The 20,188-nt window shown below is 62.7% G+C and carries 20 protein-coding genes; 14 read left to right on the top strand and 6 right to left on the bottom strand.

Annotated elements, in window-relative coordinates:
* Nucleotides 1-5: 5 nt before the first annotated feature.
* Nucleotides 6-2,096: a DEAD/DEAH box helicase gene (locus B3H47_RS10105; RefSeq protein ID WP_286986904.1), complete on the bottom strand. Its 2,091-nt coding sequence runs from the start codon at nucleotides 2,094-2,096 to the stop codon at nucleotides 6-8.
* A gap of 196 nt (nucleotides 2,097-2,292) precedes the next feature.
* On the opposite strand from B3H47_RS10105, the gene B3H47_RS10100 reads away from it, so the two are divergent.
* From B3H47_RS10100 to B3H47_RS10070, 7 genes are all read left to right on the top strand, one after another.
* On the top strand, nucleotides 2,293-2,844 hold the full coding sequence (locus B3H47_RS10100) for a helix-turn-helix domain-containing protein (RefSeq protein ID WP_286986903.1): 552 nt from the start codon (nucleotides 2,293-2,295) through the stop codon (nucleotides 2,842-2,844).
* A complete protein-coding gene (locus B3H47_RS10095) occupies nucleotides 2,841-4,109 on the top strand; it encodes a type II toxin-antitoxin system HipA family toxin (RefSeq protein WP_286986902.1) in 1,269 nt (422 codons plus the stop codon). The genes B3H47_RS10100 and B3H47_RS10095 overlap by 4 nt, the downstream gene beginning before the upstream one ends.
* Before the next feature lie 26 nt (nucleotides 4,110-4,135).
* On the top strand, nucleotides 4,136-4,729 hold the full coding sequence (locus tag B3H47_RS10090; protein ID WP_286986901.1) for a hypothetical protein: 594 nt from the start codon (nucleotides 4,136-4,138) through the stop codon (nucleotides 4,727-4,729).
* Nucleotides 4,717-5,316: a class I SAM-dependent methyltransferase gene (locus B3H47_RS10085; RefSeq protein WP_286986900.1), complete on the top strand. Its 600-nt coding sequence runs from the start codon at nucleotides 4,717-4,719 to the stop codon at nucleotides 5,314-5,316. Before B3H47_RS10090 ends, B3H47_RS10085 begins: the two co-directional genes overlap by 13 nt.
* A 265-nt stretch (nucleotides 5,317-5,581) precedes the next feature.
* A complete protein-coding gene (locus B3H47_RS10080; RefSeq protein ID WP_013123369.1) occupies nucleotides 5,582-5,800 on the top strand; it encodes a hypothetical protein in 219 nt (72 codons plus the stop codon).
* Between the two features lie 5 nt (nucleotides 5,801-5,805).
* Nucleotides 5,806-6,381, top strand: coding sequence for a tRNA adenosine(34) deaminase TadA (gene tadA, locus B3H47_RS10075; protein ID WP_286986899.1), 576 nt, complete (start codon nucleotides 5,806-5,808; stop codon nucleotides 6,379-6,381).
* Nucleotides 6,382-6,423: 42 nt separating this feature from the next.
* On the top strand, nucleotides 6,424-7,374 hold the full coding sequence (locus tag B3H47_RS10070) for an LD-carboxypeptidase (RefSeq protein WP_286986898.1): 951 nt from the start codon (nucleotides 6,424-6,426) through the stop codon (nucleotides 7,372-7,374).
* A gap of 63 nt (nucleotides 7,375-7,437) precedes the next feature.
* Here the strand turns inward: B3H47_RS10070 and B3H47_RS10065 are convergent, their stop codons facing one another.
* The 3 genes from B3H47_RS10065 to B3H47_RS10055 are packed head-to-tail and all read right to left on the bottom strand — an operon-like array spanning nucleotide 7,438 to nucleotide 8,768.
* Complete coding sequence (locus B3H47_RS10065) at nucleotides 7,438-7,728, bottom strand: DUF3106 domain-containing protein (protein WP_156055055.1); 291 nt, start codon at nucleotides 7,726-7,728, stop codon at nucleotides 7,438-7,440.
* Nucleotides 7,712-8,152 (bottom strand): anti-sigma factor family protein, encoded by a 441-nt coding sequence (locus tag B3H47_RS10060; RefSeq protein ID WP_286986897.1) that lies wholly within the window; start codon nucleotides 8,150-8,152, stop codon nucleotides 7,712-7,714. Before B3H47_RS10060 ends, B3H47_RS10065 begins: the two co-directional genes overlap by 17 nt.
* Nucleotides 8,153-8,174: 22 nt before the next feature.
* A complete protein-coding gene (locus B3H47_RS10055) occupies nucleotides 8,175-8,768 on the bottom strand; it encodes an RNA polymerase sigma factor (protein ID WP_013106135.1) in 594 nt (197 codons plus the stop codon).
* A gap of 195 nt (nucleotides 8,769-8,963) precedes the next feature.
* On the opposite strand from B3H47_RS10055, the gene dapC reads away from it, so the two are divergent.
* The 7 genes from dapC (at nucleotide 8,964) to B3H47_RS10020 (ending at nucleotide 16,927) form a co-directional block, all read left to right on the top strand.
* Nucleotides 8,964-10,175 (top strand): succinyldiaminopimelate transaminase, encoded by a 1,212-nt coding sequence (gene dapC, locus B3H47_RS10050; protein ID WP_286986896.1) that lies wholly within the window; start codon nucleotides 8,964-8,966, stop codon nucleotides 10,173-10,175.
* Nucleotides 10,172-10,993: a 2,3,4,5-tetrahydropyridine-2,6-dicarboxylate N-succinyltransferase gene (dapD, locus tag B3H47_RS10045; RefSeq protein WP_013106133.1), complete on the top strand. Its 822-nt coding sequence runs from the start codon at nucleotides 10,172-10,174 to the stop codon at nucleotides 10,991-10,993. Before dapC ends, dapD begins: the two co-directional genes overlap by 4 nt.
* A 46-nt stretch (nucleotides 10,994-11,039) precedes the next feature.
* Nucleotides 11,040-12,191, top strand: coding sequence for a PilT/PilU family type 4a pilus ATPase (locus tag B3H47_RS10040; RefSeq protein WP_013123362.1), 1,152 nt, complete (start codon nucleotides 11,040-11,042; stop codon nucleotides 12,189-12,191).
* A 30-nt stretch (nucleotides 12,192-12,221) separates the two neighbouring features.
* Nucleotides 12,222-13,370, top strand: a complete 1,149-nt coding sequence (gene dapE, locus B3H47_RS10035; protein WP_286986895.1) for a succinyl-diaminopimelate desuccinylase — start codon at nucleotides 12,222-12,224, stop codon at nucleotides 13,368-13,370.
* Nucleotides 13,367-14,317, top strand: coding sequence for a 50S ribosomal protein L3 N(5)-glutamine methyltransferase (prmB, locus tag B3H47_RS10030; RefSeq protein ID WP_286986894.1), 951 nt, complete (start codon nucleotides 13,367-13,369; stop codon nucleotides 14,315-14,317). The genes dapE and prmB overlap by 4 nt, the downstream gene beginning before the upstream one ends.
* On the top strand, nucleotides 14,314-16,263 hold the full coding sequence (locus B3H47_RS10025; protein WP_286986893.1) for an ABC-F family ATP-binding cassette domain-containing protein: 1,950 nt from the start codon (nucleotides 14,314-14,316) through the stop codon (nucleotides 16,261-16,263). The genes prmB and B3H47_RS10025 overlap by 4 nt, the downstream gene beginning before the upstream one ends.
* A 271-nt stretch (nucleotides 16,264-16,534) precedes the next feature.
* Nucleotides 16,535-16,927, top strand: coding sequence for a DUF6858 family protein (locus tag B3H47_RS10020; protein WP_013106127.1), 393 nt, complete (start codon nucleotides 16,535-16,537; stop codon nucleotides 16,925-16,927).
* Nucleotides 16,928-17,006: 79 nt separating this feature from the next.
* Here B3H47_RS10020 and B3H47_RS10015 read toward each other — a convergent pair whose 3' ends face one another.
* Both B3H47_RS10015 and B3H47_RS10010 read right to left on the bottom strand, forming a co-directional pair.
* On the bottom strand, nucleotides 17,007-18,359 hold the full coding sequence (locus B3H47_RS10015) for an MATE family efflux transporter (RefSeq protein ID WP_286986892.1): 1,353 nt from the start codon (nucleotides 18,357-18,359) through the stop codon (nucleotides 17,007-17,009).
* Between the two features lie 10 nt (nucleotides 18,360-18,369).
* Nucleotides 18,370-20,067, bottom strand: a complete 1,698-nt coding sequence (locus B3H47_RS10010) for a hypothetical protein (protein WP_286986891.1) — start codon at nucleotides 20,065-20,067, stop codon at nucleotides 18,370-18,372.
* Nucleotides 20,068-20,188: the final 121 nt, after the last annotated feature.

Here is a 20,188-nt window from a genome sequence, read left to right as displayed (position 1 = left end):
CACGATCACTGAAATGCGCACTTGAGCCAGCTGGTTGCACCGTTGGTCTTGAATGGGCGCTTTCCTACAGCATCGATGGCAGATGGGCCATGAACCTCGCGCTTTGCAAAGTAGGCGGTGGTCAGCAGGTGAGACATCTCCAGCCAGCGGCTGCCAAGCGTAAGGTCTTTGATCAAGCCGAACTTTGAGCCTTCACTGATCAGGAAGTCCGAAGGGTCAGAAAGGTCCGCACCGCGCGCGCAAAACTCGTTGAAGATGCCGCGAAGGGTGTGTGACGTCTCTGGGGTCTCTGCCAAGATGCCCCACTTGGCGTCCTGCTCAAAACGATCAATCTCGCCAAAGTGCGGGAGCCCATAGAGGAATAGGCGATAGGTTTCGCCTGGTACAACCGAATTGAGCCTCGACCTGATGCGGTCTGCCTGCTTGGTTTCCACTCGGTGTTTGCAGAGGATGTCTTCGACTTTTGCGAGCAGTTCCGCATGGCTCCCATAGTCGACATCGATCAACTGAGGCCTGAGGAAATCGTCAATCTCTTGGTACAGCCACCGTTGATCGAAGTGGTACGCCAGTCCATCGTTTCGTGCCTGGACCACAAAGGCGGCTCGTTTGTCCGGCGAATAGCGCACGCACCGTCCTGCAGCTTGCATGAGCCGGATCACGCTGCTCGATGGATAGGTCAGCACGACAGCGTTGATGGCTGGGTCGTCAAACCCCTCTAGCAGGAGCTGGGCCGACACCAGCACAGCACGTGGCTTGTTGGCAAAGCGCGCGAGAAAGTCTTCGTTGTCGATAGCGAGTGAGTTGCCGCTGCCGTGGACAAAACCGAGATCCTCTGCCGTCAGCGGATGGTCGTTTGGGAGTCTAGCGACCAGGGCTGCATAGAACTCTTCGACTCGATCAACGCGTGGCGCCAGCACCAAGACCTTGGTGAAGTCGGTGGCCGTGCGGTCAATGATGAAGTCCACCAGGTCGTCGAGCGCATCTGGCGACCAGTCAAAGTTGTCGACAGGAAAATCAACGAACTTCGGCGTGAGGATTGCGCCTCGTTCAGCCAGCTCCCGGTACGTGATCGTGAAGGCAATTTCGTCTATGCCGATGGGAAGGCGGTCGCCCCGATTTGGTGTCGCTGTGAGAAGCAACACCGGAGCCATCCATGGGTTGGCAAAGACCGGCTGATAGGACGGGGCGGCAGCATGATGAGCCTCATCAACGACGATCAGGGCAGGGCGGTTGGAGGCGCCGTCGAGTAGCGGGCTCAAATCGCCCACCATCACAAACTTGATCCGGTTGCCCAGCTCGGAAAGGGTTTCGCCTTGGTCAGCAGATGCAGAGGCAATCAGCTTCTGCAATTCGCGGTGTGCTTGCTCGCGTAGGTTGCGACGGTGAGTTACCCAGTAGACCGGTGCTTTGTGGTCCGCAGCACGATCCAGCATCGCAAGCACGATGCGCAGTGCCGTTCGTGTTTTGCCAGCGCCGGTGGGCAAGATCAGGCCGATGCGCCCGCCTGGCCTCCTGTTGAGTGCATCCAAGCAGCGACTGACCGCAATGTCTTGGTAGCTCCAGTCAGGTGCTGCGCCCTCGGTTTCGTGCAATGGCGCAAGGCTTTGGCTGGAGGTCACCGAGGCTTCCCCGGTGCCCTTGGCGCGAACCAGCTGCTGCGCGAGCGCCGGCGGGATGCTCAGGCGTTCTGCAATTTCGGGTGCTGTCAATGTCGAGAACGCTGCCAGCTTTGAGGCTTCCGCAGAGAGTTCGTGCATCGCAGCTGCGGCACGGTTGGTTGCGGTGCCATCTGCAGCCAACATCGCATCGCAGGCTTGGTCTATCAAGGCGATGGAGGCCTCGTTGAGGGCCCTGGACGCGTCCATGGAAAGCAGGGCATGTATGCGGTTGGCGTGGAGGCGCCCGTCAAGACCTGCGGACTGAGCTGCGTCGTTCAACGCCTTTGTCAGCGATGCAACGTTTCCACTCGCCAGGAGCAGTGGGATCACTTTTCCGGTGATGAGTGTCTGAACAGGTTCACTGTTGATGCTGAGGCGTGCCATGGTTGTTCCTTGGCTGCCATTCTGCAATAACGGAATCGAAAAAGTCAATTCCAAAATAATGAAAGTTCCTGTGGGGGTGAAGGTCGCCTCGTGTTGACTGAACGCCCTAAAGTTGCAAAAACGCCAATATTCTTTCTCTTTGATCCATCAAGAGGCGTTCCATTTGCGCTTCAGGCTACTTCAGACACGCTGATGATTAAGTGTAAATATTTTGGCGTTCTCGGAGACTTTGTGGCAAAATATAGCCACTATGGCTAAGAAGACTGCGCCACTCCTTCCGTCTGTTGACGAACTGCTTCAGCAGTTCGGGGGGCGCCTGCGCCTTGCGCGGCTGAGAAGGCATCTTCCTGCAAAGCAAGTGGCTGAGCGTGCAGGGATGTCGCCGATGACGTTGCGTAGCCTTGAGCGCGGAGGCTCTGGCGTGACCATGGGTGCCTACCTCGCGGTTATGCAGGTGCTTGGGATTGAAAGGGATCTCGATCTCTTGGCTAGGGCCGATCCCGTTGGGCGGGAGCTGCAGGACTCGAGGCTACGTCCAACAGCAAGTTCGACACGGCGGATTGCTGGATCGCCGACGGAGCGATCGACGCGCTCGTCACCGAGCGAGAGGGAGGCATCCCAGCAGCGTGAGCCGATTCCTTTGGTTCAGACAGGACCCGATCTGTCTTCACGGTTCATGCCAGCTGTCAGTGCAGAAGAGGAGAGCTGGATCAAGAGCGGCGACTTCGTCAGTGCCGATGCGCTGTCCAGCCTCATTGCCAAGGCACCCACTCCTTCGAAGAAGAGGACCGCTGAACCATGAGCACGAACATTGCCGTCTACGCGGATTGGGTGGGGCTCGCAGAGCCGACGCGGCTTGGATGGCTGTATGCCCGACGTGGAGCGGGACGTGAGGTGTTCGAGTTCGCCTTTGAATCGTCCGCATTGGTCAACAGCGGTTTTCGGGGCATACGCCTGGATCCGCGGTTGGGGCATTTCGAAGGGCGTCAACACCCACCGCAAGGGCAAGAGATTTTTGGTGTTTTCGCCGATTCGAGCCCCGATCGTTGGGGGCGGGTGCTGATGCGGCGGCGTCTTGAGAGAGCGCAGCGCGCCGGCACGGTAGACAAGTCTGTCCGCTTGTACGAATCGCACTATCTGCTTGGCGTGCATGACACCTATCGCTCGGGTGCGCTGCGCTTCAAGCTGGACGATCAGGGCGAATTTCTTGACAACCAGCACGGCACAGCCGCACCGCCATTCGTCAAACTGCGCGAACTGGAGGCGGCCAGCTTGGCGCTGGAGCGTGATGAGGACAATACATCGGTTGCGGCGGACGATTGGCTGCGCATGTTGATCGCACCTGGTGGTTCCCTTGGTGGCGCGCGTCCAAAGGCAAGTGTGGTCGATCCGCAAGGCCAGCTCTGGATCGCGAAATTCCCCAGCGTTCGGGACGAACACGACGTCGGGGCGTGGGAGTTGGTTGTTCAGACCCTGGCGAAAGGCTGCGGCCTGCGAGTGGCCACCAGCCTAGGGCGCAGGTTTGCAAGTGAGCATCACACCTTTCTCGTGAAGCGTTTTGATCGCACGTCGGAGGGGAGACTGCACTTCGCCTCTGCGATGACGCTGACAGGACACGTCGATGGTGAGGACGCGTCGACAGGTGTGAGTTATTTGGAGATCGCGCGGGTGCTGATCGAGCATGGTTGCCAGGCGGCCGATGACTTGCGTGAGTTGTGGACCAGGATCGTGTTCAACATGCTGGTTTCCAACACCGATGATCACCTGCGCAACCACGGCTTCATCCTGGTTCCCGGCAAGGGCTGGCGCCTGTCCGAAGCCTACGACATGAATCCCGTCCCGGACTCGCACGGGTTGAAGCTCAATGTGGGGCAAACTGACAACGCGCTCGATCTTGAGCTGGCCAGATCGGTCGCCAGCCTCTTTCGCGTCCCAGTGAGGCACGCGGACGAGATCATCTTGAGGTGTAAGGAAGTTGTGAGGCAATGGCCAACCATCGCCCAGAGCTTGAGAATTCATGATCGAGAACAGCAACGGATGGCCAGTGCGTTCAAACTCGCAGACTGAACGGACGCCCAGAGCTATTTGTCCCCATGAAAACCACATCTCCAAAATCGATAGAGATCCTGAAGCACCGCCTCGCCGGTGATCTGGAAGAGCGCAAGTGGAAGTTCAAGACGCTTGAGCTCCAGTACATTGAGGCCGGACAGCACCTCAGGTCTCTGAATCAGCTCATGTGGCAAGTTCCGAGCATGGCGATCGCAATCACGGGGGGGCTTTGGTATGGAGCCACCACAGTCCATGAGCTCCAGGCTCGCACCGTGGTCTTGTCCTTTGCCGCTGTCTTCAGCGTGTTGACCATTGTGATCATCTTGCGCCTTCGCCAACTGATTCAAATGCACATCGATAGGCAGCAGCTGTTTTCTCCCAACAACCGAAATGCGCCGCGCGGCAAGTACGTTGTCATTGGCTGCTGGATTACGGCGCTTTTAGGTTCTGCCGTCGTCAGCTCGCTTGGTGCGTGCAATCCGTCGTACTTGTCAAAGAAGCAGGCGCCTCCCGAGCAAGCAAAGTGCTGTGTTTCGCAAATCGAGGTGGTCACAAACCTCGGGCAGCCTCCGGTCAGTCTTGCCAAGCCCCCGGTCAAACGGCAACCAACCGTTTCTAGCAGGCAATGCACCAAGTAGCCTCGTCGGCGTACGATGAAGCCAGCGAGAGCTTCTTTCAGGCCTATGAGAGCCTTCGGTTCTCATCTACCCACCGGTCGTTCTTGCGATTTCTTCCTGCACCAGGGGCGAGGTGCCTGGACGTTGGTGCTGGGTCGGGTAGGGACGCGTCTGCACTTGCAGCACGAGGCTATCAAGTTACCGCGGTCGAGCCGAGTCGTGGCCTTCGAGGCCTTGCCATGGCCAAGCATCGCGAAGTCAACATCAGGTGGATTGACGACGCTTTGCCGAACCTTGATAAGGTGAAGGCCCTTGGAGAGACCTACGACTTCGTCTTGCTGAGTGCCGTCTGGATGCACATCGAGCCGAAGGATCGCCTGCCTTCGCTGCAGACGCTCAAGAGACTGCTCGGCCCGCACGGAAGTATTGCGCTTACCCTAAGAATCGGTGACGCGCCGCTCAACAGGCCCATGTACCCGATCAATGTGGACGAGTTCATCGCTCAGGCTGCGTCCGTTGGGCTCAAGACGGTGTACCAGAGCCGTAAATCCCTGGACTCTCTGAAGCGCATGGATGTTCGGTGGATCAAGCTTGTTCTTCAGCCGTAGTCGTTTTCAAATTCGCTGGGATGGCACCGTGAGCGAGAGAAAGCTCGGTCGTAACCAGGCAACTTCACGCGCGCTAGGATATCCAGTGATTGACAATGAAATCGAAAACGTCGCTTCCCCGCAAATCGTTCCGTCTCCCGTGCCAGCAGAAGATGTGCGCCTTTGACGGTAAAAGCGACGGTAGTGCCCCATGTCGATCACAGCCAAACCCTTTAACCATGCGGGCTTGCGAGTCTCGTTGATGATCGAGTGGGAGTGAAGCCAGATGCGCCTGCTGTTCGGACTCATCGGTTTGCTGCTGACGCTGCTGATCATCGTCTGGCTGGTGCGCACCCAACTCACCGGACAGGTCGGGGTAGCGACGTCGCCGTCGGCCGCGGGTGCGCGCGGTGACGAAGGGCAGCCGGCGTCGGCCGCGCTCAAGCAATTCAAGCAATCACTCGACAAGGCGCTGAAAGCGCGGCCTGCCAGCGTGCCCGAGTGAAGCCTATGACGCCGACGTTTACACCCGATCTTGAGGCTGACCGCGCGTTCATGCGTCTGGCGCTCGACCAGGCGCAGAACGCCTGGCTGCTGGGCGAAGTGCCGGTGGGCGCCGTGATCGTGAAGGACGGCAAGGTCATTGCCACAGGCTACAACCGGCCGATCGGCGACCACGACCCCACGGCTCACGCAGAAATCGTGGCGATTCGGCAGGCGGCCCATCTGCTGGGCAACTACCGTTTGCCGGAGTGCACGCTATACGTCACGCTGGAGCCCTGTGCGATGTGCGCCATGGCTTTATTGCATGCACGCTTTGCCCGCGTGGTGTTCGGCGCGCGAGACCCCAAGACGGGAGCGGCCGGCAGTGTGGTGGATCTGTTTGCCGAGCCCCGTCTGAACCACCATTGCGACATCACGCCCGAGATCGAGCAAGAGGCTTGCAGCACACTGCTTCAGGATTTCTTCCGGGCCCGTCGAAAGGAGCAAAAGCGGCCGGAGGGGGGTGTGAATGACGTTGTACACGACGCCTGCCTCTCGGGCATCGAGGTGACCGAGCTGGATATCGAGCCGCCGCTTTGCTGATTTCTCGACTTTTCTCACCCTCAACCCTTTGCGGCCTTGTTCATGCCAGATATCGAATCCGTCCCCGACCTGAAACCCCGTCGCGGTTTGCTGCGCCTCGTCTCACCCGCGGGCGCCGTGCAGGAGCCGCCGCGTCTGGAGGTGGCCAAGGCCCATCTGCAAGCGTTGGGCTTTCGCGTACAGGCCGGTGCGCAAGTCGTGGCGCGCGTACAGCGCTTTGCCGGGACCGATGCGCAGCGTCTGCGCGCGCTCCACGATGCGGCGCGCAGCAAGGCCGATGTGGTGATGATGACCCGCGGGGGTTATGGTCTGAGCCGTCTGCTGCAGGCCATCGACTATGAGCTGCTGGCGGAAGCTATCAAAGGGCGCAAGCAGATGTGGGTCGGGCACAGCGACTTCACCGCTTTGCAACTGGCCTTGCTCGCAAAAGCGGGCGCTGTCACGTTCAGTGGGCCGATGGCCTCTTACGACTTTGGCGACAAGAAGCCCGATGACATCACGGTAGACAGTTTTTTGGATGCGGCCGACGGCACCCTGGAAGCGGTGGGTTTTGCCTGCGACGATGCGCCGCGCGGTCTTGACGTCGAGGGCGTGCTTTGGGGCGGCAATCTGGCCATGGTGACCAGCCTGATCGGCACGCCGTACCTCCCTCGCGCCAATGGGGTGTTGTTTCTGGAGGATGTGAACGAACATCCCTACAGCGTCGAGCGCATGTTCAGCCAACTGCTGCATGCCGGTGTGGCCCAGCGCCAGAAGGCGGTGTTGCTCGGGCAGTTCACAGCCTACAAACTCAGTGCCCACGATGCCGGCTACGACTTGAACGCCGCGGTGGACTGGCTGCGTGCGCAGCTCAAACCGCATGGCGTGCCCGTGCTGACCGGGTTGCCGTTCGGTCATGTGCGCACCAAACTGACCTTGCCCCACGGGGTTCGCACGCATGTGCTGCGCGACGGGCAGGAAGTCTTTCTGTTTTTCCCGCACGCCCAGCACTGAGTCTGACTCGACGCAGCGAATAGCTGCGGGTGGTTCAAGGACGGCGGGTTATTCAAGCTCGCTTTATTGGCGCCGTTGCTGGTACTCGCGCCGCAGCCGCTCCTGCTCGCTGGGCGGAAGGCGCTTGAAGCGCTCTTGCTCCTGCAGAATGCGCTCGCGCTGCTGTGGCGGCATGCGCTCCCACTGCTGATATGCGCCTTGGCCATCGCGCTGATTTGCAGAGGCCGTCGGCGCCATCATCATCACTCCAAACGCAGAGATGGCGATGGCCGCCGCGGTGAGTCTTGCCTTGCGCAGTTGGGCGCGAAATTGGGCGCGCGATTGGGTCGAATGGCACTCAAGCCGGATTGCCATTTTGCAGCCCTTGTTGCAGCATTTGCGGGTGGTTGGAAAGCCACTGATAAAACTCGATGTTCTGAACCGCGTCAGCCACCTGCGGGCTGAGTGACTGGGAGTCAAATCCACCCGGATAAGCCCCGTTGCTGCCTGCGAGGTGCGGCACGCTGACGAACACCGCCAAGGCCAGCGAAGCGGTGGCCATGCCTGCGGCAAACACCCGGGGCCAGCGCACGGTGCGAGAAGATCGGCGCGGCAGACGTGCAGCAAGCTGGGGCAGGGGCGCCAGAAGGTGGCTCAGCTGTTGGCCGAACTGCAACTCTTGCTGGCACTGCGGGCAATTTTTCAGATGAGCTTCGATATGCGCCGCCTGTTCAGCCGACGCCAGACCACTGCGATAGTGGTCGATCTGAGCGGAAGTGAGATGGTTGCGGGTCGTCATGATGTCACCTGATTCAGGCAGTTCAAACTTTAGCGGGATGGTCGGATTCAAGCAATTCCCTCAAGCGGGTGAGCGCGCGCATGTGGTGCGTTTTGACGCTGCCTTCACTGACTTTCATCGCCGCCGCCGTGTCCACGATGGACAAACCTTCCATTTCGCGCAGCAGAAACGCTTCGCGCTGCCGCGGGCTCAGGGCGGAAATGGCATCGGCAATGCGTCCGGCAAGCTGGCCGTTGGCGACTTCCTGCTCCGGGCCGAGGGCGGTGTCGGCAATCTGCTCCCAGCTGGGCGGTTGATCCTCTTCTTCGTCGCTGGAGAAGAAAAAATCGAAAATCTTCTCCACCTTGCGCCGACGGTGCATGTCGGTGATGCGGTTGCGCAGAATGCTGTAGAACAGCGGCGCCCACTCCTCCGCCGGCCGCAGCTTGTAGTTGCTCACCAGTTTGAGCAGGCTGTCCTGCACCACGTCGGCAGCCAGGGCGGCGTCGCGCAATTCGATCAGCGCCATGCGCGTGGCGCGCACGCGCACCTCGGCGCAAAAGCGGTTGAGCGCGACCGAATCGTGTTGCGAGGTGTCGATCACGAGCGCTGGGGAGAGGGCGTAAGCATGATCCATAGCATAGTGGGCCAGTTCTGGCGGGTGGGTTTCGGTCGAAAACGGGGTCTTAGCCTCTGTAACGCCGTTCCAGGTGCCGTGATGACAGCGGATCCGCTCGCCAGACTGAAAATTTCTGTGACACCGCCCGGTTTGCGCCTGCGCAGGGCTCCGTAGAATGGCAGTGCCTTTCGCCATCCCGCCCCAGCGCTTGCCGTGAACCCTCGCCTCGACCTGCTTCAGCCTTATCCGTTTGAAAAACTGCGCGCGCTCCACCAGGGGGTGACGGCGCCCGCGCAGTGGCCTGCGATCAGCCTGGGCATAGGCGAACCCAAGCATCCCACCCCGACCTTTATTCGCGACGCCCTGGCCGCCCATCTCGATGGCCTGGCGGTCTATCCGAGCACAATCGGCACGGTGGAACTGCGGGAGGCGTGCGCGCAATGGGCGAGTCGGCGCTACGGTGTGCCGCTGAACGGGCAGACGCAGGTGCTGCCGATCAACGGATCGCGGGAGGCGCTGTTCGCCATCGCGCAGACCGTGGTGGACGCGAGCCGGGCCGGGGCCACGGTGGTTTGTCCCAATCCGTTCTATCAAATTTATGAAGGCGCTGCGTTGCTCGCTGGCGCGCAGCCGTATTTCGCTGCGGTGGATGCGCAGCGCAATTTCGCGGTCGATTGGGCGGCAGTGCCCGAGGCGGTGTGGCAGCGCACCCAGCTGCTCTACGTTTGCTCGCCGGGCAATCCCACAGGCGCGGTCATGCCCCTGGAGGAGTGGAAGTTGCTGTTCGATCTGTCCGACCGGCACGGTTTTGTCATTGCCAGCGACGAGTGCTATTCGGAAATCTGGTTCGGCGCGCAGCCTCCGCTGGGCGGACTGGAAGCCGCATGGCAACTCGGGCGGACGGACTTTCGCAACCTGCTGTTTTTCACCTCGCTTTCCAAGCGCTCGAACGTGCCCGGTCTGCGCTCCGGCTTTGTCGCGGGCGATGCCAAGCTGATTGCGGCCTTCACCCGCTATCGCACCTACCACGGCAGCGCGATGGGGCCAGCCGTGCAGGCCGCAAGTGCCGCGGCCTGGAACGATGAAACGCATGTCGAGCACAACCGCGCGCTGTACCGCGAAAAATTCGCCGCCGTGCTGCCGATTTTGCAGCCGGTACTCGACGTGCAATTGCCCGATGCCGGGTTCTACCTCTGGGCGGCTACGCCGGGCGATGACGCGCAGTTTTCCCGCGGGCTGCTCGAAAAATACAATGTCACCGTTTTGCCGGGCAGCTATCTGGCGCGGGAGCAGGGCGGCGTCAATCCGGGGCGCGGTCGTATTCGTATGGCCCTAGTGGCCCCGCTGGAAGAATGTGTCGAAGCCGCCCGCCGTACTGCCGCCTATTGTTCTGAACCGATCCACTCACAAAGACCTTCACCATGACGCAACAACTGCAGACCCTTATCGACCAGGCCTGGGAAAACCGCACCGAATACAGCCCGGCCAATGCCCCGGCGGAACTGCGCGAGGCGGTCAGCCATGTGATCGACCAACTCAACGTGGGCAAACTGCGGGTGGCCGAGCGCGTGGGTGGCGAGTGGGTGACGCATCAGTGGCTGAAAAAGGCTGTGCTGCTGAGCTTCCGTCTGCACGACAACGTGGCCATGCAGGCTGGCGATCTGCACTTTTTCGACAAGGTGCAGACCAAGTTTCACAACCTCGACGAAGCGCAGATGCGCGCCACCGGGGTGCGCGTGGTGCCGCCGGCCGTGGCCCGGCATGGCTCTTACATCGCGCCCAATGTGGTGCTCATGCCGTCGTATGTGAACATCGGCGCTTATGTGGACGAGGGCACGATGGTCGATACCTGGGCCACCGTGGGCTCGTGTGCGCAGATCGGTAAGAACGTGCATCTGTCCGGCGGCGTGGGCATCGGCGGCGTGCTCGAACCCATTCAGGCCAACCCGACCATCATCGGCGACAACTGCTTCATCGGCGCGCGCTCGGAGGTGGTGGAGGGTGTGATCGTCGAAGACAACTGTGTCATTTCGATGGGCGTTTACATCGGTAAATCGACCAAGATTTACGACCGCGCCACTGGCGAAGTGAGCTATGGCCGCATTCCCGAGGGTTCAGTGGTGGTCAGCGGCAACCTGCCTAGCAGCGATGGCAAATACAGCTTGTACTGCGCCGTGATCGTCAAACGGGTGGATGCGCAGACGCGCTCCAAGACCAGCATCAACGAACTGCTGCGGACCTGAGCGCAGCCTGCGCGAATCTGCAGTTTCAAACAACTAGGGGGGGTGTATGTCGGCAATGGAGCGCTTGTTCAAGCTGATGGCGGAGAAGAAAGCCTCCGACATCTACATCAGTCCGCATGCTCCCATCCTCATCCGCATCAATGGTCATGCGGTGGCAGTGAACCGGCAGGTTCTCACTCCAGAGGAGCCCTTCCGGCTGCTGGCTGAAGCCGTGGGGCATGAGCGGGCCGCGGAGGTCACCCGCACCGGCGAACTCAACTTGGGGTTGCCGCGGCCGGGGCTGGGGAGCTTTCGCATCAGCGCGTTCCGCCAGCGCGGCAGCGTGGCGATGGTGGTGCGCTACATCCCCGGAGAAATTCCCGCGCTGGAATCGCTGAATCTGCCCGGCGTGCTGGCCGATCTGGTGATGGAAAAGCACGGCCTGCTGCTCATGGTGGGCTCGACCGGCGCGGGCAAGAGCACCACGCTGGCAGCGATGATCGACTATCGCAATGCCAACAAAACCGGGCACATTCTCACCCTTGAAGAGCCCATCGAATATCTGTTCTCCAATCGCAAGTCGATCGTCAACCAGCGCGAAGTGGGCATCGACACCGAGTCTTTGGCGGTGGGCCTGAAAAACGCGCTGCGGCAGGCGCCCGACTGCATCATGATTGGCGAAATCCGCGATCAGGCCACGATGAGTGCCGCCCTGCAGTACTCGCTCTCGGGCCATCTCTGCCTGGCCACACTGCACGCCAACAACAGCTATCAGGCGCTCAACCGAATTGTGGGCTTCTATCCCATGGACCAGCGCGCCGCGTTGTTCAACGACATGGCCTCGGGCCTGCGGGGCATTGTGTCGCAACGGCTCCTGCGGGCGACCGCCGGAGGGCTGACGCCCGCTGTGGAAATCATGCTCAACACCCAGCTCGTTCGCGAGTTGATCGAGAAGGGCGACTTTTCCGGTGTCAAGGAAGCGATGGAAAAGTCCATGGCCGAAGGCTCGCAGACTTTCGAGCAGGCGCTGGCCGCCATGGTGATCGACGGCGTGGTCAGCCGCGAAGAAGCCCTAGCCTACGCCGATTCGCCGACCAATCTGCTCTGGCGTCTGGAAAACGACTCGACGCTGCGCAAGCAGGCGGCGCCCGCCGAGGCGATCGAGGACGATACGCCCTCATTCACTGAAATCACCCTCGACCTGGACTCGCCGCGCTGAAGGCGAGGCCGGGCGCTCCCCATTTGCCGCATGTCTCCTACTCAATCCCTGGTCCATGACCTGATTTCCCGCCACTCCATCACTCCGCAAGACGAAGGTTGTCAGCAGGTGCTGCGCGACCGTTTGCAAGCGCTGGGCTTTGTTTGCGAAACGGTGGAAAGCGGCCCGCCCGATTTCCGCGTGACCAATCTCTGGGCCCTGCGCCCGGGTTCGAAGGCGGATGCCGCCGTGCTCGTGTTTGCCGGCCATACCGACGTCGTGCCCACCGGGCCGCTGGATCAGTGGCAAAGCCCGCCGTTCACCCCGACGGTGCGCGATGGCAAGCTGTATGGCCGCGGAGCCGCCGACATGAAAACCTCGCTGGCCGCCATGGTGGTGGCGGTGGAGGAGTTTCTGGCGGCGCATCCCCAACCGAGCCATGCGATCGCCTTTTTGCTCACCAGTGACGAGGAAGGCCCGGCGCGCGATGGCACGGTCAAGGTGTGCGAGCTGCTGGCGGCGCGCGGCCAGCGTCTGGACTGGTGCATCGTGGGCGAGCCTACCTCCACAGCGAAGCTGGGCGACGTGATCAAGAACGGGCGGCGCGGTTCGCTCTCCGGTCGGCTCACGGTGCGTGGCGTGCAGGGGCATATCGCCTATCCGCATCTGGCGAAAAACCCCATTCATCTCGCCGCGCCCGCCCTGGCTGAATTGGCGGCCCTCACCTGGGATGCAGGCAACGCCTACTTCCCGCCGACTTCCTGGCAGATGTCCAATATTCATGCGGGTACCGGGGCGACCAATGTCATTCCGGGCGAACTGGTGGTGGATTTCAACTTTCGCTTTTCCACCGAGTCCGCGCCTGATCAGCTCAAGCAGCGCGTCCACGCCACCCTCGACCGCCACGCGCTGAACTACACGCTCGACTGGACGCTGGGCGGCGAACCCTTCCTGACGGCGCCCGGCGCGCTCTCCGCCGCGCTGCAATCGGCCATTCATGCCGAGACCGGCATCGCGGCCGAGCTGTCCACCACCGGGGGCACCTCCGACGGCCGGTTCATCGCCAAGATCTGCCCGCAAGTCGTCGAGTTCGGGCCGGTGAATGCCAGCATTCACAAGATCGACGAATGGGTCGAAGTAGACGCCATCGACCCGCTCAAAAATATCTATCGCCGCACCCTCGAGGCCTTGGTGGCATGACGCCGCCAGAGCAACGAACGGGGGCGATTTCAGCCGCTCGCACCCTGGGCGCCGCCTGGGCGCTTGCGGCTCAGGCGCTGCAAGCCGCTGATCTCGACTACGGACATGGCTGCGCCAGCGCAGAAGACGAGGCCGCCTGGCTGGTGCTGCACGCAGCACACCTGCCTGCGAGCGAGGCCGGTAATTTTGCGGCTTACGCCCATCAATCCCTGACCGCGCAGCAGGCGCTTCAGATCGAGACGGTGACGGCGCAACGCATCGCCACCCGACAGCCCCTGGCCTATCTGCTGGGCGAGGCGTGGCTGGTGGGCTTGCGCTTCGTGGTCGATCCGCGCGTCATCGTGCCGCGATCTTTCATTGCCGAACTGCTCGATGAAGGCGCGCTCGACCCCTGGCTGACTGAACCGCCTCATCGCGTGCTCGATATGTGCACCGGCTCTGGTTGCCTGGCCATTCTGGCCGCGCTCGTCTGGGACGATGCGCAGGTGGACGCCGTCGATCTTTCTGCCGACGCGCTGGCTGTGGCCGAGATCAACCGCGACGCCTACGCCCTGCAGCACCGGCTGCGGCTCATCGCCTCCGACCTCTGGGCCTCGCTCGCTGCGGCGCCGTCGCAGTCCTACGACTTGGTGCTGTGCAACCCGCCGTATGTGCCGGCCGCCAGCATGCGGGTCCTGCCCGAAGAATATCGCCATGAGCCGGAGATGGCGCTGGCGGGCGGTGCGGACGGCATGGATCTGGTGCGGCGTTTTCTGCACGACGCGCCCGCGCACCTTTCAGCGCGGGGCATCGTGGTGCTGGAAGTCGGCAACGAGCGCGCGGCTTTCGAGGCCGCGTTTCCCACGCTACCCGCGATCTGGCTGGAGACCGAACTGCATGCCGAAGGCGTCTGCGTGCTGCTGGCGGACGATTTACGACTCGCCTTCGCGCCCGGAGCAGGGACATGATCCGGCTCACCGACATCGTCTTGCGCCGCGGCATTCAGGTGGTGCTCGATCACGCCAGCCTGACCCTGCACCCCGGCGACAAGGTCGGCCTGGTGGGGGTGAACGGCGCGGGGAAAACGTCTTTGTTCGCCTTGCTGCTCGGCGGCCTGCATGAAGATGCGGGCAAGTTGGAAAAGCCGGCGAACTGGCGCCTGGCTACGGTGGCGCAAGACGTTCCCGACTCCGACGGCACCGCGACCGATTTCGTGCTGCAAGGCGATGTGGCTCTGCAAGCCGCGCAGCAGGCGCTGCAGGCCACCATGGCCGCGCCCGAACATGACGAAGCCTCGGGTCATGCCCTGGCCGAAGCGCAGCATGCGTTTGAACTTGCCGACGGCTACACCGCCCGCGCCCGCGCCGAAGCCTTGCTGCTCGGCCTGGGGTTCAGCATGGCCGAGTTGCGCAAGCCGGTAATGCAGTTCTCCGGCGGTTGGCGTATGCGGCTGGCCTTGGCGCAGGCGCTTTTCGCGCCCAGCGACTGTCTGCTGCTCGACGAGCCGACCAATCACCTCGACCTGGACGCCCTGGTCTGGCTGGAGCAATGGCTGGCGCGCTATCCCGGTCTGCTGCTGGTCATTTCGCACGACCGCGAATTTCTCGACGCGGTGTGCCGCGTCACCGTGCATCTCGACGGCGGCAAGCTCACCCGCTACGGCGGCAATTACACCCTGTTCGAAGAGCAGCGCGCCGAAAAACTCATGCAGCAGCAGGCGGCGTTTACCCGCCAGCAGCAAGACATCGCGCGGCTGACGCGCTTTGTCGAACGCTTCCGCGCCAAAGCGACCAAGGCGCGGCAGGCGCAGAGCCGCATGAAAGCGCTCGAGCGCATGGAGCGGCTGGCGCCGGTCTATCTGAGCGGGGCGCTGCGCATTGAACTGCTGGAGCCGCTGAGCCTGCCGCAGCAGTTGCTCACCTTGAGCGAGGCCGACTGCGGCTACGGCGATCCGCCGGTGTTGCGCTTGGTGGCGCGCGAAATCACCGGTGGGCTGCGCATCGGCATTCTGGGGGCGAACGGGCAGGGCAAGTCCACGCTGGTGAAAACGCTGGCCGGGGTGTTGCCCCTGCGGGCCGGGCACCGCCGAGAAGGCAAGGGGTTGGTGATCGGCTACTTCGCGCAGCAGGAAGTTGATGTGCTGCGGCTGGATGAGTCGCCGCTGCAGCACATGCAGCGACTGGCGCGCGACATCGCCCCCAACACCACGGAGCAGGAATGGCGCAACTGGCTCGGACGCTATCAGTTCGACGGCGACATGATGACCCGCGCCTGCGGCAGCTTTTCCGGCGGTGAAAAAGCGCGGCTGGCGCTGGCCCTGGTGATCTGGCGCAAACCCAATCTGCTGCTGCTCGACGAGCCGACCAACCACCTCGATCTCCCCACTCGCGAAGCACTCGCCATGGCCTTGCAGGACTTCGCGGGCACAGTGCTGCTGGTGTCGCACGACCGGGCCTTGCTGCGCGCCACCTGCGACGCATTCTGGCTGGTGGCCGACGGTCAGGTTCGAGATTTCGACGGCAGTCTCGACGACTATCAGCAATGGGCGCTCTCGCGCACCGCGCAGCGGCAAAGCGCGGCGCAGGACAAGCCGAAGCCGCCCGGCGCCGCCGCAGAAGAACCCTTGCCCGCCGCCGACCGCAAAGAAGCGCGCCGCCAGCAGGCCGAGCAGCGGCAGCAGCGCGCGCAACAGCTCAAGCCGGTCAAGGCCGAGTTCACTCGGGTCGAACAAGAGCTGCGTCAGCTCGAAGCCGAACGCACCGCTATCGAGGCCGCGCTGGCGCGCCCGGATACGCCAGCCGCCGAACGGGTAGAGCAGGGGCGGCGGCATCACGCCCTGGCCGAGCGCATCGGCGCGTTGGAAGAGCGCTGGCTCGAACTGGGCGAACAGCTGGAGTCTTTGCAATCGGTTTGAGAGCCCCCAGACCTGTCGCTTTCGCGCCAGGCCCCCCGAGGGGGATGAGGCCCGCGGCTCCAAGCTGCCCTGCGGCAGCTTGGACGGAGCCGAATCCGAGCGGCTTGCAAGCCGCGAGGCGGAGAAAACTTGGGACGGCCCTACGTTTTCTCATGCGCGCCCGCCGCGAAATTTGATCCATGCTGATATGCGAACGTTTCTATCCGAGTAAATTACTCGGTTGTTCATTCACCTCAGCGCTGACCTGTCTGCGCGCCATCCCGGAGTTCCCATGAAACAAACCCTGCTGCAGGAAAAATATCCCGTTTACGTTGCCGAAGTTTCCAAATCCGAAACGCGTTACACCACGGTCGATGAAGTGGTGGCGTATTTCAAGGAAAAGATCGCGGCCAACCCCAAGGTGAAATTCATCGCCGTGTTCGACCATTTCGAACACACCACCAACATCGGCGGCACCATTGCGCCGGAGATCAAAGCCGCAGCCGAAGTGATTTTCTGCTTCGGCATCGCGCTGCCCAACCCCATGGTGCTGGCGGTGCGTCCCCGTTCCATCGGCATTGCCGATATGGGCGACAAGTTTGTAGTCACCTTCCTCGAAGCGCCGATGGCTCCTGCCAACGAAGCCATGGAAGCCTGGACCAAGGGCCTGCACAACAAAGATTGATGCCGGCTCCGGCCCTTTCAGCCTGACCAAGGCGCCGCGCGACTGCGAAGTCCGCGGCGTTTTTTTGTGTGCCGAAAAACTACCCTGGAGCCCTGCGAGCAGCGCGCCACAACAGCACGGCAAAGCAGCTTGCCGCGATCGCCAATCCCGTGGTGTTGCCCATCCAGAATCCGGCGGCGCCTTGTAGCGCGGGCGGGGTGATACCTAGCGTGTTGAATCCCAGCAGATAGCCGCCCCCCAGGCCGACGCCCCATAGCGACAGCGCGTACAACATACTGGGCAGCAGAGCGATGTGATATGAGCGCAGGATGAAGGCGCTGGTGGACTGCACCGCGTCGAACACCTGATAGAGCGCGATGAACAGGAAAAGGTGATAAGCCACGGCCTGCACCTGCGGGTCGGAGGTGTACCAGCCGATGATGCGCCCGCGTTCCAGCCAGACGACCAGACCGATGATGACGGAGAGCAACGCAGCAGCCCCCACGCCGCTCCAGGCCGTGTGCCGCGCGGCCCGGGTATGGCCGGCGCCCAGATGCTGGGCCACTACCGAGCCCGTAGCGATGGAAATGGACAGCGGCAACATATAGAGCACGGTGGCGAAGTTGGCGGTGATCTGGTGGGCCGCCAGCACGGTGTCTCCCAGCCGTGCGATGAACAGCGCCATGAAGGTGAAGGCCGACACTTCGACCAGCAGGCTCAAGCCGATCGGCCCGCCCAGACGCAGCAGATGGGCTTGCGCCTTCCAGTTTGGCCACTCCCAGCGCGAGAGGGCGGCATAGGGGCGCAGCGCGGCGCTGTAGCGGTGCTGCAGCAGCGCCACGGCAAGCAGCCCATATTGAGTCAGCACGGTGGCGGCGGCGCAGCCCTGCGCGCCCAGCGGCGTCATGCCATGCAGGCCAAATTGCCCGGGCAGTAGAAACACGGCATTGAGCAACAGCTTGACGCCCAGGCCCCCGATCTGCAGCGCGGCGGTGAGCAAGGGGCGCGAAATGGCTTGGCTGAGCGCGGCGTGCACCCGAAAGGCGAGAGCCGCCGGCAGGCCGAGAGCGAGAATCGCCAGATAGCGATCAACCGTCGCATCGCGCGCCTGCCCGGTCAACGCCAGCAGTGGCTGCGGCCAGAGCAGCACCGCGATACCCAGAGCGCAAAGACCTCCGGCCAGCCAGAGTCCCTGGCGGAAACTGGCCCCCACCGCGCCGGGCTGACCCGCCCCGAATCCGCGCCCGAGCGTGGGCAAGAGGGATTGGGTGACGCCGGAGAGCGAGACGAATAAGGTGATGTAAATTGCCTGCCCGATGGACAGAGTGGCCAGACTGGCCGTGGAGGCGAAGTGCCCCAGCATCACCGTATCGGCCACACCGAAGCCGATGACGGCAAGCTGGCCGATGAGCACACTCACCGCCAGCCGAAACAGATTGCGCAGAGGACGCATGGGAAGCGACTCAGGGGCGTGAAGGCGCGAGACGTTGGTACAGATAGAGCGTGCCGCCGCGATCCCCCGGACGGCCGCCGCGCCAGATCAGACGCCACTGCGACGCAGGCAGCGGCGCGCGGGCGCCTAGCGCATAGGTGCATTGCGCCGTGCGCGAGGCGGAGAAATCGAGTCGGCTCCAGTAGCCGATCAGCGCCTGCGTGGTCAGATCGATGGCCACAGGCTGCAGGCAGGGCGAGCCGACCTGCATCGATAGCGCGCTGGCGCTCTGCACCGCATGCGCGACCTCGCGCCCCACGTTGCGGTAGGTGCTGGCATAGTTCAGAACCGGCATCCACAAGCTGCCCACCAGCACCCAGGCCAGGGTCACGCCGCTGGCCGACAACACCATGCCCTTCCACAAGGGGTGACGGTGGCGGCCGGTACGCCAAACAACCACCGCACCCCAGGCCAGAGTGGCGAACAGCGAGATCGTCAGGGCGACGGGGTCGAGACTGAATTGAAAGCCCGGCGCCAGCCGTGCAATATTGGCGGCCGGCTTGGCCGGCCAGCCGATAAACATGGCCAGCCACATGACCCAGACCACCAAGGCCAGCAGGCTGTAGAACAGCACGGCAAACCAGTCGATCGCTGCCAGGCCCGCGCGGCGCAACACCGGCAGCGCGAATCCCGACAGAATGGCCAGGGGCGGCAGGGCCAACAGAAAAACCTTGTCGTTGTTGCCCAGCGCCAGTGCGCTCAGCAAGGCCAGGGCTGCAAGAGCCCAGGCGGGCCGCAGATGCCAGGCCATCAGGGACTCACGCCAGCGCCACAAACCCCATGCGGCCAGCGGCCAGGCCGGCCAGGTGAACCACAGCCCGATGCGAAAGAAGTTGGCCAGAGTATCCAGATCAGGCCATTTGCCTCGCAGCATCCACCCCATCTGCGATTCGGCCCACAGTGCTGACAACACACCGATCGCCAACGCCAGCATGAGTGCCCAGTTGGCGCGGCGTAGACTGCCCCACAGCACGAGACCGAGCGTAAAACTCAGCAGCAGGGCAAACCATCCCGCCGCCGTCAGCGCCAGACACAGCAAGCCCGTGGCGATCAGACTGGCCGATTTCCAGGGTTTCCGCGGCAGCAGTGATACCCCCAGCAAGATGCCGCTCACCGCGGCGAGTTGCACGACCTGGGTCGAGGCTTCGTGACCGCGCCCCAACAGCCCCAGTGTGGCCAGCAAGGTCAGCAGCACGCCATCGGCAATGGCGCGGGCATAGTCGTTGGGAGCGATGGGCGGACCAAACGCGGGCCGCACCGGTTGGGCGTCGTCGTGGCGGGCGAAGTGAAAGGCGGCGTACCACGTCAGACTCATGCTCGCCGCTAATGCCAGCATGAACGGCAGCCGCGACGCGAGCACCGGTCCCAGCCAGGAACCCAGGAGTTGTATCGATCCCGCCCCCAGCCAGTGGGCCAGCCAGCCGCCACTGACCGCCTGCCCGTAAAGCGTGGGATGAAACCAGGACGTGAGACCCTGCGCCATCTGCCACATCACCGCAAAACTCAGGCCATCCGTGCGCCAGGGATCGCGACCGATGAATCCCGGAAGAAGGTAGGCCGCACACAGAAGCAGAAGCAGCGGCCGCGACAGTTTGCCCACCGCACCGGGCTGCAGCGAGGGGCGCGCCGGCGGTCTGCGGGTCTGTCCGTGAGAAAACGGCGAACTCATGGCGAGTGCGGTAGCGGATGAGAAGGGCGGATGCGTGGGAAACAACAACGGGCAGCCAGGCTGCCCGTTGTGCGGTGAAACTCAGGGGTTGCTGCGTACAACCCCGTGGCGCGAAAGGCGC

Origin of the sequence: Thiomonas sp. UBA7699, from assembly GCF_002482605.1 — a bacterium.
Classification (GTDB): domain Bacteria; phylum Pseudomonadota; class Gammaproteobacteria; order Burkholderiales; family Burkholderiaceae_C; genus Thiomonas; species Thiomonas arsenitoxydans.
Note: the sequence above shows the minus strand (reverse complement) of the source record. Positions and strands in the feature narration are given on the sequence as shown.

Bases quoted from the DNA above. Each gene is read 5' to 3' on its own strand.
- B3H47_RS10100 (WP_286986903.1), top strand. From the start codon at position 2,293: ATGGCTAAGAAGACTGCGCCACTCCTTCCGTCTGTTGACGAACTGCTT.
- B3H47_RS10095 (WP_286986902.1), top strand. From the start codon at position 2,841: ATGAGCACGAACATTGCCGTCTACGCGGATTGGGTGGGGCTCGCAGAG.
- B3H47_RS10090 (WP_286986901.1), top strand. From the start codon at position 4,136: ATGAAAACCACATCTCCAAAATCGATAGAGATCCTGAAGCACCGCCTC.
- B3H47_RS10085 (WP_286986900.1), top strand. From the start codon at position 4,717: ATGCACCAAGTAGCCTCGTCGGCGTACGATGAAGCCAGCGAGAGCTTC.
- B3H47_RS10080 (WP_013123369.1), top strand. From the start codon at position 5,582: ATGCGCCTGCTGTTCGGACTCATCGGTTTGCTGCTGACGCTGCTGATC.
- tadA (WP_286986899.1), top strand. From the start codon at position 5,806: ATGACGCCGACGTTTACACCCGATCTTGAGGCTGACCGCGCGTTCATG.
- B3H47_RS10070 (WP_286986898.1), top strand. From the start codon at position 6,424: ATGCCAGATATCGAATCCGTCCCCGACCTGAAACCCCGTCGCGGTTTG.
- B3H47_RS10065 (WP_156055055.1), bottom strand. From the start codon at position 7,728: ATGGCAATCCGGCTTGAGTGCCATTCGACCCAATCGCGCGCCCAATTT.
- B3H47_RS10060 (WP_286986897.1), bottom strand. From the start codon at position 8,152: ATGACGACCCGCAACCATCTCACTTCCGCTCAGATCGACCACTATCGC.
- B3H47_RS10055 (WP_013106135.1), bottom strand. From the start codon at position 8,768: ATGGATCATGCTTACGCCCTCTCCCCAGCGCTCGTGATCGACACCTCG.
- dapD (WP_013106133.1), top strand. From the start codon at position 10,172: ATGACGCAACAACTGCAGACCCTTATCGACCAGGCCTGGGAAAACCGC.
- B3H47_RS10040 (WP_013123362.1), top strand. From the start codon at position 11,040: ATGTCGGCAATGGAGCGCTTGTTCAAGCTGATGGCGGAGAAGAAAGCC.
- dapE (WP_286986895.1), top strand. From the start codon at position 12,222: ATGTCTCCTACTCAATCCCTGGTCCATGACCTGATTTCCCGCCACTCC.
- prmB (WP_286986894.1), top strand. From the start codon at position 13,367: ATGACGCCGCCAGAGCAACGAACGGGGGCGATTTCAGCCGCTCGCACC.
- B3H47_RS10025 (WP_286986893.1), top strand. From the start codon at position 14,314: ATGATCCGGCTCACCGACATCGTCTTGCGCCGCGGCATTCAGGTGGTG.
- B3H47_RS10020 (WP_013106127.1), top strand. From the start codon at position 16,535: ATGAAACAAACCCTGCTGCAGGAAAAATATCCCGTTTACGTTGCCGAA.
- B3H47_RS10015 (WP_286986892.1), bottom strand. From the start codon at position 18,359: ATGCGTCCTCTGCGCAATCTGTTTCGGCTGGCGGTGAGTGTGCTCATC.
- B3H47_RS10010 (WP_286986891.1), bottom strand. From the start codon at position 20,067: ATGAGTTCGCCGTTTTCTCACGGACAGACCCGCAGACCGCCGGCGCGC.